This is a genomic window from Klebsiella sp. CN_Kp106 (assembly GCF_040064575.1).
Taxonomy (GTDB): Bacteria; Pseudomonadota; Gammaproteobacteria; order Enterobacterales; family Enterobacteriaceae; genus Klebsiella; species Klebsiella michiganensis.
The window spans coordinates 17,867-29,872 of record NZ_JBEAIG010000053.1 but is presented as its reverse complement, the minus strand read 5'-3'; the positions used below and the strand labels follow the sequence as shown (position 1 = coordinate 29,872).

The 12,006-nt window shown below is 54.9% G+C and carries 10 protein-coding genes; 5 read left to right on the top strand and 5 right to left on the bottom strand.

The features are described 5' to 3' along the window. Positions 1–29 precede the first annotated feature (29 nt). The 4 genes from wzzE to trxA form a co-directional block, all read right to left on the bottom strand. A complete protein-coding gene (gene wzzE / locus ABLU96_RS18110; protein ID WP_348862690.1) occupies positions 30–1,076 on the bottom strand; it encodes an ECA polysaccharide chain length modulation protein in 1,047 nt (348 codons plus the stop codon). A 21-nt stretch (positions 1,077–1,097) separates the two neighbouring features. Beyond that, positions 1,098–2,192: a UDP-N-acetylglucosamine--undecaprenyl-phosphate N-acetylglucosaminephosphotransferase gene (gene wecA, locus ABLU96_RS18105; protein ID WP_004097511.1), complete on the bottom strand. Its 1,095-nt coding sequence runs from the start codon at positions 2,190–2,192 to the stop codon at positions 1,098–1,100. 242 nt (positions 2,193–2,434) lie between these two features. Further along, positions 2,435–3,694: a transcription termination factor Rho gene (gene rho / locus ABLU96_RS18100; protein ID WP_002883293.1), complete on the bottom strand. Its 1,260-nt coding sequence runs from the start codon at positions 3,692–3,694 to the stop codon at positions 2,435–2,437. A 329-nt stretch (positions 3,695–4,023) separates the two neighbouring features. Continuing rightward, positions 4,024–4,353: a thioredoxin TrxA gene (trxA, locus tag ABLU96_RS18095; RefSeq protein ID WP_004097507.1), complete on the bottom strand. Its 330-nt coding sequence runs from the start codon at positions 4,351–4,353 to the stop codon at positions 4,024–4,026. A gap of 341 nt (positions 4,354–4,694) precedes the next feature. Here trxA and rhlB point away from each other — a divergent pair, with 341 nt between their 5' ends. Both rhlB and gppA read left to right on the top strand, forming a co-directional pair. Next, complete coding sequence (gene rhlB / locus ABLU96_RS18090) at positions 4,695–5,960, top strand: ATP-dependent RNA helicase RhlB (protein WP_004127388.1); 1,266 nt, start codon at positions 4,695–4,697, stop codon at positions 5,958–5,960. Positions 5,961–6,085: 125 nt separating this feature from the next. Further along, on the top strand, positions 6,086–7,582 hold the full coding sequence (gene gppA, locus ABLU96_RS18085; protein ID WP_160743202.1) for a guanosine-5'-triphosphate,3'-diphosphate diphosphatase: 1,497 nt from the start codon (positions 6,086–6,088) through the stop codon (positions 7,580–7,582). Between the two features lie 64 nt (positions 7,583–7,646). On the opposite strand, the gene ABLU96_RS18080 is transcribed toward gppA, so the two are convergent. Next, the gene (locus ABLU96_RS18080; RefSeq protein WP_064406517.1) at positions 7,647–8,387 is read right to left on the bottom strand and encodes a GntR family transcriptional regulator; all 741 of its coding nucleotides are present in this window, start codon (positions 8,385–8,387) and stop codon (positions 7,647–7,649) included. A gap of 221 nt (positions 8,388–8,608) precedes the next feature. On the opposite strand from ABLU96_RS18080, the gene ABLU96_RS18075 reads away from it, so the two are divergent. From ABLU96_RS18075 to ABLU96_RS18065, 3 genes are read left to right on the top strand one after another with little or no spacing between them, the layout of a single operon-like run. Further along, a complete protein-coding gene (locus ABLU96_RS18075) occupies positions 8,609–9,625 on the top strand; it encodes an ADP-ribosylglycohydrolase family protein (protein ID WP_046878135.1) in 1,017 nt (338 codons plus the stop codon). An 18-nt stretch (positions 9,626–9,643) separates the two neighbouring features. Then, positions 9,644–11,059: a cytosine permease gene (locus ABLU96_RS18070; protein WP_014837065.1), complete on the top strand. Its 1,416-nt coding sequence runs from the start codon at positions 9,644–9,646 to the stop codon at positions 11,057–11,059. Further along, a complete protein-coding gene (locus tag ABLU96_RS18065) occupies positions 11,043–12,005 on the top strand; it encodes a PfkB family carbohydrate kinase (protein WP_064407393.1) in 963 nt (320 codons plus the stop codon). Before ABLU96_RS18070 ends, ABLU96_RS18065 begins: the two co-directional genes overlap by 17 nt. The last annotated feature ends 1 nt before the right edge of the window (position 12,006 follow it).

Sequence of the window (12,006 nt, the reverse complement as noted above, 5' to 3'; positions counted from 1 at the left end):
GGCTGAATGTCCTTCACCACAGGCCGCATTCACTTGACACGGCGACGCGATAACGCAACGCCTGCGCCGATGAGCGCGCCCACAATCCCCCACATCACCATCAGAAACACGCGGCGCGGGCTATCGCGTTTTACCGGTTCTTCAGGCGTTCGCAAATACCTGTAAGTCTGAAAACGCGGGTCCAGGGTCGGCCCCACGTTCAACGTCGTTAACATGGCGCGGCTTTGGTCATAATCAAGATCGTACTGCGGCCCCACCGCCTGCAGATTTTCCAGCCGGGCCTGCAGCATTGGACGCCCCAGTAAAAACAGCTCGGAATCCGGCAGCTGGTCTGGTGGAATATCGGTTTCGCTGCGGGAGATGTTGTGCTGCTGCGCGACTTTCAGCGCCTGTTCCACGCTGTGCATGCGGCGATTGAAAATCTCTCGCGCCACCTCTTCCTGGCGCTTCACCTGCGCTTTCATCTGTACGGTACGCGCGGCCCAGGCGCCTTTGAGCTCATCATTCAGATGCCCTGCCGCACGCTGGCTGGCGAAAGCCACATACTGGCGCAGCAGATTGTTGGCATCAGGCGCGGTTTCTGCCGTCAGCTTCACGCTATCGTTGATGCTTTTTAGCGCATCGCCGGGCATGAACTGGATATCGTTAATCAGGTCATCCAACAGCGCGGCATCGGCGCGAGCGTTACCCGACTGGCGCTGCTTGTAGTAGTCCGTTTGCAACCAGAAGTCGCGGCGGGTATCCCACGACGCCTGCTGCATGATGAACTCTTTATATGCTTCGTCCATGACCGAAGGCTGATCGACAGAGACGAGATTGGCCTTGATATCGAGATTGCGTAAGAACTGCTGTTGTGAATAGTATCCCCCCAGCATGTTCACCGTCGGTCGGTCGGTAATCGCCGTCGCGCTCCACTCCTGACGAGCAAAAAAGGTATAAACCAGAACAATCAGTGCAAAGAGCACTGCGATACCTGCTATCCAGCTTTTTCCGGCCCATAAGGCGCGAAACAGCCCGCGAATATCCAGCTCGTTCTCAACGTTCACTGTTTGTGCTCCCGGTAATGGTTGAGTCATCACGTCCCCAGATTGACTTGGTTAATTTGGATTATTGCCGCTGTGTCGCCGTATTCTGCGTCTAATGCGCTTAACCATGCGCGCCACTTTCCAGGCGCGTTTAATGCAGTAGCCATAAAGAAAGAAGGCTAACAAAAAGAGTATTAACATCACCCATTCAGGAACAATGCGGGTGTATTCCGCCACCACGCCAACCAGGGCCAGCAGCGCGGCGGCCAGGGTGATCAGCACAAACGCCTGACGGGAAGTAAACCCGGCGCGCATGATTAAATGATGAATATGCTGACGGTCCGGGGAGAATGGGCTCATCCCTTTGCGCAGGCGACGGTACATAATCGCCACCATATCCATCAACGGAATAGCGATAATCCACAGCGCCGTGACCGGGCTGATAGGATGCGTTTTTCCCTGCGTGGTCTCCAGCAGGATCCAGATGATAGTGAAGCCAATCATGGTGCTGCCGGCATCACCCATAAAGACCTTATAGCGACGACCAAGCGCACCGAGGTTAAGTAAAATATAGGGCAAAATGGCGGCGATCATCGCAAAACACCACATCGCCAGGCTGTACTGGCCATCAAACCACAGGATAATGCCCGTTGCCGCGAAAGAGACTGACGACAGACCGCCAAGCAGCCCATCGATACCATCAACCATATTGAAGGCATTGATCGCCGCCCAGACGGCGAACAGCGTGAGGAAGAAGCCAAAAGGGCCGAGCACCAGCTCCCATGAGCCGAATATAAAACCGAGGCTACTAAGATGAAGATTACCCACCATCATCATAATGACGGCGATAGCGGCTTGAATAACCGCGCGAATTTTTACGCTGATATCAAAGCGGTCGTCCAGCGCACCGACCAGCACGAGCACCCCGGCACATCCCAGGTATAACCGAGCGTGGGGAATGTAATAATCGGCGATAGCAAACGTAAAACAAATACCTGCGAAAACTGAAATACCACCGACTAACGGAATCAAACCCTGATGCCGTTTGCGATAGTTAGGTTTATCCACCAGCCCAACTCTTTTTGCCGCCTTGCGAGCGATAAATATAAACAGGGTGGTGAATAAGAAAATACTGATTAATTCAGTAATAGCAGTGAGTAAATTCACAACGCATGTGCTCTCAGCATAGTTAATCCGGGAAGTATAACGATGATGCCTCAACTCCAGAAGGGGCAAAGCAGAACATTACAAATTTATTGTAGAAATTTTAGACTGTTAAAGCCGTCTCTGCCTGCCATCATCCTGCGCATATCATACGTTAAGACCCATTTTGTTTTCCCTTCCTGGATCATACAAACCCGGAAAACAAAACGCCACGCAATAGCGTGGCGTTCTCTGGCGTTTTTAGCTTACGAGCGCTTCATCATGTCGAAGAAGTCATCGTTAGTTTTAGTCATCGCCAGTTTATTGATGAGGAATTCCATCGCGTCGATCTCACCCATCGGGTGAATGATTTTACGCAGGATCCACATCTTCTGCAGCTCTTCCTGAGTGGTGAGCAGCTCTTCTTTACGGGTACCGGAACGGTTGTAGTCGATAGCCGGGAAGACGCGTTTTTCTGCGATCTTACGAGAGAGGTGAAGCTCCATGTTACCGGTGCCTTTAAACTCTTCGTAGATAACTTCGTCCATTTTAGAACCAGTATCGATCAGCGCCGTAGCGATAATCGTCAGGCTGCCGCCCTCTTCCACGTTACGCGCGGCACCGAAGAAACGCTTCGGACGATGCAGGGCGTTGGCGTCCACACCACCGGTCAACACTTTACCGGAAGCCGGGACGACGGTGTTGTAGGCACGCGCCAGACGGGTAATGGAGTCGAGCAGGATGATAACGTCTTTCTTATGCTCAACCAGACGCTTCGCTTTCTCGATAACCATCTCGGCAACCTGAACGTGGCGAGATGCCGGCTCGTCAAAGGTAGAAGCGACAACTTCACCTTTAACCAGACGCTGCATCTCGGTCACTTCTTCCGGACGTTCGTCGATCAGCAGTACCATCAGAACGCAATCAGGATGGTTGTACGCAATGCTCTGCGCGATGTTCTGCAGCAGCATGGTTTTACCGGCCTTCGGCGGCGCAACAATCAGACCACGCTGGCCGCGGCCGATCGGCGATGCCAGATCCAGGACGCGAGCGGTTAAGTCTTCCGTTGAGCCGTTACCACGCTCCATACGCAGACGTGAATTTGCGTGCAGAGGGGTTAAGTTCTCGAACAGAATCTTGTTACGCGCGTTTTCCGGCTTATCGTAGTTAACTTCGTTAACTTTCAACAACGCAAAGTAACGCTCACCCTCTTTAGGAGGACGAATCTTACCGGAAATGGTGTCACCAGTGCGGAGGTTGAAGCGGCGGATTTGGCTGGGGGATACGTAGATGTCGTCGGGACCGGCGAGGTAGGAGCTGTCTGCTGAACGGAGGAAACCAAATCCATCCTGCAGTATCTCCAGTACGCCATCGCCAAAGATATCCTCGCCACTCTTCGAATGCTGCTTGAGGATGGCAAAAATAATATCCTGCTTACGCATACGGGCCAGGTTTTCCAGCCCCATATTTTCGCCGAGAGTAATCAGCTCAGAAACCGGCGTATTCTTTAATTCGGTAAGATTCATAATGGTGTGGGTTCTTAAACTCGGGGTAATTCTCGAACTTAATGTTGTGAATGGTATGGCAGGAACATCCATGCCTGTTAACGGCCTTCATCTCGTGTCTGTACGTTGCCTGGTCACAGGAAAGAACGCAGAACTGAAACGACTAAACGGAATGAGTGATAAGCCCGGATTATAAGCCTCACGCGCATTTTTGCGGGACGCTTTGGGTAAAACAAGATTCAAACAAAGGTATGTTTAAAACGAAGTCTGAGATTAACTTAGCACGACTCTCGCCGGGCGTCCAGAGATCCGCAAAAAATTGGACGCTGGACGCCGGGAGAACAAGCCGCTTACGCCAGGTTGGCGTCGAGGAACTCTTTCAGCTGTCCTTTGGACAGCGCGCCAACTTTGGTCGCTGCCACTTCGCCATTTTTGAACAGCAGCAGGGTCGGGATGCCGCGAATGCCGTATTTCGGCGCAGTACCCGGGTTCTGATCGATGTTCAGTTTCGCAATGGTCAGTTTGCCCTGATACTCTTCAGCGATCTCATCCAGAATCGGGGCGATCATTTTGCACGGACCACACCACTCTGCCCAGAAATCGACGAGGGTTAGCCCGTCAGCCTTGAGTACGTCCGTGTCAAAACTGTCGTCAGTCAGGTGAATAATTTTATCGCTCATATTTAACTCCACAGGAATAAGCCTGGTGTGTTGGTGTCGCGGCCATCAACGACGTGTCGATGCTACGTTATGCACGCTGTTCTTCAGAATGCCTCTTTTATCTCTCTGCATCACAATGCCCATCATGAACTTTGCCCCGCAAAAGATAAAGCAACCAGCGTTCAAACCGGCTTATCGCAGATTTGTCACCCTCGCCTCGCTTAGTAGTCTAAGCTTTCGAAGATTCGTTCAGTTGCCGCAGACGCACCTTGAATAATTTCATACATAGCCAACGAAAGGTTGACGTTATTTCACCGGATACGCTTTCTTAATGCAATAGTTAGCTGATATTCTACCACACTATGAGCAAAACACATTTAACAGAACAGAAGTTTTCCGACTTCGCCCTGCACCCGGCAGTGATTGAAGCCCTTGAAAAGAAAGGGTTTCATAATTGTACACCCATTCAGGCACTCGCCCTCCCGCTTACGCTGGAAGGTCGCGATGTCGCCGGGCAGGCGCAAACCGGTACCGGTAAAACGATGGCGTTTCTGACGTCAACGTTTCATTATCTTCTCACTCACCCGGCGATCGCTGACCGCCAGGTCAACCAGCCGCGCGCGCTGATCATGGCGCCGACGCGTGAACTGGCGGTTCAGATCCACGCTGACGCCGAACCGCTGGCGCAGGCTACCGGTCTGAAACTCGGCCTGGCTTACGGCGGCGACGGCTACGATAAGCAGCTGAAAGTGCTGGAAAGCGGCGTGGATATTCTGATCGGTACCACCGGTCGCCTTATCGACTACGCCAAACAGAACCATATTAACCTCGGCGCCATTCAGGTTGTCGTGCTTGACGAAGCCGATCGCATGTACGATCTCGGCTTTATTAAAGATATCCGTTGGCTGTTCCGCCGTATGCCGCCAGCGAATCAGCGCCTGAACATGCTGTTCTCTGCCACCCTTTCTTATCGCGTCCGTGAACTGGCGTTCGAACAAATGAACAACGCCGAGTACGTCGAAGTTGAGCCTGAGCAGAAAACGGGCCACCGTATTAAAGAAGAGCTGTTCTATCCTTCCAACGAAGAAAAAATGCGCCTGCTGCAGACGCTGCTGGAAGAAGAGTGGCCGGATCGCGCGATTATTTTCGCCAACACCAAACATCGATGTGAAGATATCTGGGGTCACCTGGCGGCGGACGGCCATCGCGTTGGTCTGTTAACCGGCGACGTTGCGCAGAAAAAACGCCTGCGCATTCTCGATGAATTTACCCGCGGCGATATCGACATTCTGGTCGCAACCGACGTTGCCGCCCGCGGTCTGCATATTCCGGCCGTTACGCACGTCTTTAACTACGACCTGCCGGACGATTGCGAAGACTACGTTCACCGTATTGGCCGTACCGGCCGCGCTGGCGCCAGCGGTCACTCCATCAGCCTGGCCTGTGAAGAGTACGCGCTGAATCTGCCGGCAATTGAAACCTATATCGGTCATTCAATTCCGGTCAGCAAATACAATTCGGACGCGCTGATGACTGAACTGCCCAGACCTCTACGTCTTACGCGCCCGCGCCCAGGCAACGGCCCGCGTCGTAACGGTCCGCCACGTAATCGTCGTCGTTCAGGTTAAAGCACTATGCCATACACAAAATCATTCAAGTTGCATCAAGGCCGCAGGAAAGCGAATCGCGGCAAGCTGACGCTGGTAAGTGATTCGGGTAAGAGAACGCAGCCAACACAGAGGCAACTTGAAGGATGAAGTGTATGAGCTCCACCTCGCTCTATGCCGCTATCGATCTTGGCTCCAATAGTTTTCATATGTTGGTTGTACGCGAGGTTGCCGGAAGCATCCAGACCCTGAGTCGTATCAAACGCAAAGTCCGTCTGGCCGCTGGACTCAGCGGCGACAATACGCTCTCGGCGGAAGCCATGGAGCGCGGCTGGCAATGTTTACGCCTGTTTGCCGAGCGTTTGCAGGATATCCCCCCGACGCAAATCCGCGTGGTCGCCACAGCGACGCTGCGCCTGGCGGTTAACGCCGGTGAGTTTCTGGAGAAAGCGCGGGAAATTCTCGGCTGCGCGGTTCAGGTTATCAGCGGTGAAGAGGAAGCGCGCCTGATTTATCAGGGCGTTGCGCATACAACAGGCGGCGCAGATCAGCGTCTGGTCGTGGATATTGGCGGCGCCAGCACCGAACTGGTTACCGGTACCGGTGCGCAAACCACCTCGCTTTTCAGCCTGTCCATGGGCTGCGTGACCTGGCTGGAACGCTACTTTGCCGATCGCAGCCTGACCAAAGAGAACTTTGACCAGGCCGAAACCGCCGCGCGTGAAGTTTTGCGTCCCGTCGCCGATGTGCTGCGCTATCACGGCTGGAAAGTGTGCGTCGGGGCGTCCGGTACGGTTCAGGCGTTACAGGAAATCATGATGGCGCAGGGGATGGATGAACGCATCACCTTAGCCAAGCTACAGCAGCTCAAACAGCGCGCCATTCAGTGCGGTCGTCTGGAAGAGCTGGAGATCGAAGGCCTGACGCTTGAACGGGCGCTCGTCTTTCCCAGCGGGCTGGCGATTCTTATGGCCATCTTCAGCGAGCTGAATATTCAGTGTATGACGCTCGCCGGCGGCGCGCTGCGTGAAGGTCTGGTCTACGGCATGCTGCACCTGTCGATCGATCAGGATATTCGCAGTCGTACCTTACGCAATATTCAGCGCCGGTTTCTGGTTGATACTGAACAGGCACAGCGCGTTGCCCAACTGGCCGCCCATTTCGTTCATCAGGTGGAAAACAGCTGGGAAATTGAGCCGCTATGCTTCGATTTGCTGCAAAGTGCCTGCCAGCTGCATGAAATTGGTCTGAGCGTGGAGTACAAGCAGGCCCCCCTGCACGCCGCCTGGCTGGTGCGCAATCTTGACCTGCCCGGCTTTACCCCCGCACAAAAGAAGCTGCTGGCGACGCTGCTGTTAAACCAAACCAACGCCGTCGACCTTTCATCCATTCATCAACAAAACGCGGTGCCTCCGAGAGTCGCGGAGCATATGTGCCGTCTGCTGCGTCTGGCGATTCTGTTTGCCAGCCGCCGACGCGACGATCTGCTGCCGATGCTTACGCTGGCTGCCGAAGATGAAAATTTGACGTTAACGCTGCCGCAGGGCTGGCTGGAGAATCATCCGCTGGGCCGGGAAATGGTCGAACAGGAGTGCCAGTGGCAGAGCTACGTTCACTGGCCGCTGCGGCTTAACGAGCAGTAGTCGGCTACGATCCGCTCTCGCATAAAGCGATGGCGGGTTTTATACACCGGCCATGCCAAAGCGCTTATTGCAGCTTCACTCTGAAATCAAAATTAAAGTAATTGCTCAGGCAGAATGCGGTTCCGTACTCAAGCACCTCTCCCTGAGCATTGCGGCTTTTCAGCGTAATTTTCATCAATGGCACGCCTTGCGGCAGGTCGAGCAAATTCAACTCTTCCGCCGAAGGAATATGCACCGTCAGTGAGTAATCCTGAAGATCGGGATAAATATCATTTTCCGCCCAGTGCGCGTACAGCGAACCTTCAAGTAGATCCGGGCGGGGTAAGAAACGCTCGGGGATAAACATGGTTTCGAGAGACACCGGGAGGGCATCGACCAGACGGACGCGTTTGATTTTCGCCACCCGATCGCCGACCGCGATCTCCAGCTCACGGGCCAGAAAATCATCCGCCGCCAGCTTTTCCCTCACCAGCCATCGGTTGGACACCGTGCCTGAATTTTGTAGCTGGGCAGAAAATCCGCCGCTGGCAAGGTTATAGCTTACCGGCAGATTCACCTCGGTCCCTTTTCCGTGGCGTTTAATAACCAGCCCGGCCTCCAGCAGCGCATCAAGCGCCTTCACGACCGTCACGCGCGATAGCTCAAGCGTCTGCGACATTTTGCGTTCGGAAGGCAGGATGCTGCCGTGCGTCAGCAACCGCTCGGTCATTGCCGCTTCAATAGCTTGTTTAAGTTGAATATAAAGCGGCGCGGGAGCCTCTGTATTCAGACGCCCTTTTATATACTCAAGCAGCGATTGCGGCATAATGTCGTAGTCTTCCGGAATTCAGTGGCAGTGGATTTATCATAGTGGATCCATACTGGAATCAATAGCCCCCTCATAACGTCTCCCCACCCTTTTTTAGCTTCTCACTTTTCTTTCAGAATGCGTCTTCGATCACAGCGTGGCCACAAAGGACTTTAACTGGACTTAATCTGGATCTACTTTTAGTATAACTTTTATTCATTTCTTCCAGGGAGCCGATGATGTTTGCTATTCACCCTACCTATACCACCGAAAACCGCATCCTCGGCTGCCTTTATGGGCAAGCCATCGGTGATGCGATGGGTATGCCTTCCGAACTGTGGCCTAAGCGCCGAATTATCAACCATTTTGGCTGGATTGAGCGCTTCCTCCCCGGACCGAAAGAGAATATTGCGGCCTGCGAATTTCGCGCCGCTGAGTTCACCGATGATACCCATCAGTGCATCGCACTCATGGATGCCCTGAATGAAACCAACGGCGTGACCGATCCACTGGTCATCGCCAGGCATATTCTGCTGTGGGCCAGACGCTGTCAGGCCTTTGAAAAAAATATTCTTGGCCCGACCTCGAAGGCTTCCCTGATCGCGCTTGAACAGGGGCAGCCGCTGGAGGAGATCGCGGCCAACGGCGTAACCAACGGCGCGGCAATGCGCGTGGCGCCGATGGGCTGTCTACTGCCCACCGGGGATAGAACGTTTTTCATTGAGCAAGTGCGGCTATCCTGCCTGCCGACGCATAAATCAGACATCGCTATCGCCGGCGCGGTGGTCATTGCATGGGCGATCGGCCGCGCCATTGAAGGGGCCGAATGGCCGTTAATCAAAACGGAGCTGGCGTCGCTCGCCAATGAGACGCAGCGCCATTATGAGTCCACTTTTAGTCCACTGCTGGGAAACCGTATCCACCTGGCGCTGGAAACGATCGCCGGGGAGACTGACCATCTGACGGGTATTGAACGGATTTATGAGGACATCGGCGCCGGTATGGATATTATCGAGTCCGTCCCCGCAGCGATTGCTCTGGTTGAGCTGGCAAAAACGCAGCCTATGAAATGCGCTATGCTGGCAGCCAATTTAGGCGGCGACACCGACACCATTGGCGCGATGGCCACCGCCATCTGCGGCGCGCTTCATGGCATAGAGGCTTTTCCTGAAGAACATATACAACGGATTAAGCAGGCCAACAGCATCGACTTCGCGCCTTACGCACAGCGGCTTGCAGGCTACCGCTTCGCATAATTCACAGAGGGTATCACTATGGACAGCAAAGCTTCATACGATGGAAATATCCAGGCGGCAGATCCCGGAATGGCAGAATTAGGGATCGGTCTGGTCCCCCCGGTCCACCAGACCCAGAAACCGGTCCAGCTGTTTTTCGTCTGGTGCGCCGCGAATATTGGCATTCTTGGCGTCGTTTACGGCGCGGTGATAGTGTCGTTCGGCCTCTCATTCTGGCAGGCGATTCTTGCCGCCGTGGCGGGCGTCGCCTCCTTTGCGCTGGTCGGCATCACCAGTATCGCCGGGAAAATTGGTCGTACGACGACGCTAACCCTCTCCCGCGTCATTTTTGGCAAACGCGGTAATATCGCCCCCACCAGCTTCTGTTGGGTGAATCTGATGGGCTGGGAAGCAGTCAATATCATTACCGGCACGCTCACCCTCGTCGCGCTGTTTGCCGCCATGGGTTTTGAAGAGAGTCTGACCACCACCGCGCTGTCGCTTTTCTTGTTTGGCGGGCTGACCGTACTGGTCAGCGTGCTCGGGCAAAACGCCGTGCTGATGATGCAAAAATGGATCACCCGGATCTTTGGCGCCATGACGCTGCTGGTGGTGATCTATTTACTCTTCACCGCGGACTGGCAGGCCATCCTCGCGCTGCCTTCAGGCAGCTGGCTGACCGGCTTTCTGCCTGCCGTGTCTATTATTGCCGCAGGCACCGGCATCAGCTGGGCTATCGCCGGCGCCGACTATAGTCGCGATCAGCGCCCTGACTCCGGGGAAAAGCCTATTTTTCTCGCCGTGGTCAGCGGCGCCGCCCTCCCGCTGCTGTTGCTGATGCTCACCGGAATACTGCTTACCGCGCAGATCCCCGATCTGGCCTCCAGCGAGAACCCCATTTCAGCGATCGGTAAACTGCTGCCTTCGTGGATGGCAATCCCCTATCTGGCCGCGGCTACCGCCGGGGTCGTGACCATCGCCGTGTTGAGCCTCTATTCCGCCAGCCTTAACCTGTTAAGCATGGGGATTAAGCTACAGCAGCGTTCCGCCGTGGCCCTCGACGCCGTGCTGGTGCTGGGGATTGCCCTCTACGTGCTGTTTGTCTCGAAAGATTTTCTCGGGCCGTTCATCGCGTTTTTGATTTTCTGCGGCGTATTTCTGGCCGCCTGGGCCGCCATCTTTATGGTCGATTTTTATCGGCTGCGCCGCCGTGCCGGATATCCTGAAGCTGATTTATTCAGGGAGAGCGGCGCAAACCGTACCGCGCTGGGCTGCTGGATTGTCGGTGCGCTGGCAGGATTGATGGTCTCTAAAACCGGTTTTATCGACGGACCTTTCGCGGTCGGTATTTTCGCGGACTCCAGCCTCGGGTTATTCGTCTCTTTTATTCTGAGCCTGGCGCTGTATCTCGCCTTCGGAACGAGAAAGGGGGCCTGCCGTGACAATCAGCGCTGACCTGCTATCGCCTCAGCGGCCGATCGTGGTTATCGGCGCCGCTTTTGGCGACATTATTCTCCATCTCGATGCGCTGCCGCCAAGCGGTAGCGATGTCTCCGCCCGCGACGGCGGACGGCAGATTGGCGGCTGTGCGTTCAACGTCGCCCGCGCGCTCTCGCGCCTCGAACTGTTTCCCATTAACGCCATACCGGTAGGCAATGGCGATTGGGGGCAGGCCGTTGCGCAAAAAATGGCGCTGGAAAACTTGCCCGTCCTCTTGCGCCATCCCACCCACGATAACGGCTGGTGTCTGGCTCTTGTCGAAGCCAGCAAAGAGCGGACGTTTATCACCATTGAGGGCTGCGAACAGCACTGGACTGATGAACTATTAGCGCAAATACCGCTGCCGAAGGAGGCGATTATTTACGTCTCGGGATACGAACTGGCCAGCGAAGCGCTGCGCCAGTGGATCCTTGCCCAGACGGAAGATAAAACGCTGTTCGTCGATTTTGGCCCGCGTCTGTGCGACCTGGATATTCACTTTATCCAGGCGCTGCTGCGCAAACGCCCCCTGCTCACCCTGAATCGCGATGAACTCAGCGTGCTGTGCGCGCGTTTATACGATTTGGATAGCGCGACCCTTGATGCCGCCTCACGGCTCGCCAGCGACTGGCATATTCGGGCGATCTGTCGGTTTGATAAGGATGGCGCATGGGTGGTTGAACCTGACGCAGCACCGCAGCATATTCCGGCCTGCCGCGTGAAGGTCCACGACACGATTGCCGCAGGAGACAGCCACTGTGCCGGTACGATCGCCGGGCTGGCCTGCGGGATGGATCTGCAGCCGGCAACGCGGCTGGGCAATGAAGTGGCGGCCATTGTCGTCAGTCAACCCGGTTCAGACGGCGCGCCCGGTCGCAAAGCGCTACGTCAGTTCCAGATTCAACAGCAAAACAGCCGCTAGC

What these genes read in the sequence shown, in the direction of transcription:
- wzzE (WP_348862690.1), bottom strand. Translation starts at nt 1,076, where the DNA reads ATGACTCAACCATTACCGGGAGCACAAACAGTGAACGTTGAGAACGAG.
- rho (WP_002883293.1), bottom strand. Translation starts at nt 3,694, where the DNA reads ATGAATCTTACCGAATTAAAGAATACGCCGGTTTCTGAGCTGATTACT.
- trxA (WP_004097507.1), bottom strand. Translation starts at nt 4,353, where the DNA reads ATGAGCGATAAAATTATTCACCTGACTGACGACAGTTTTGACACGGAC.
- rhlB (WP_004127388.1), top strand. Translation starts at nt 4,695, where the DNA reads ATGAGCAAAACACATTTAACAGAACAGAAGTTTTCCGACTTCGCCCTG.
- gppA (WP_160743202.1), top strand. Translation starts at nt 6,086, where the DNA reads ATGAAGTGTATGAGCTCCACCTCGCTCTATGCCGCTATCGATCTTGGC.
- ABLU96_RS18080 (WP_064406517.1), bottom strand. Translation starts at nt 8,387, where the DNA reads ATGCCGCAATCGCTGCTTGAGTATATAAAAGGGCGTCTGAATACAGAG.
- ABLU96_RS18075 (WP_046878135.1), top strand. Translation starts at nt 8,609, where the DNA reads ATGTTTGCTATTCACCCTACCTATACCACCGAAAACCGCATCCTCGGC.
- ABLU96_RS18070 (WP_014837065.1), top strand. Translation starts at nt 9,644, where the DNA reads ATGGACAGCAAAGCTTCATACGATGGAAATATCCAGGCGGCAGATCCC.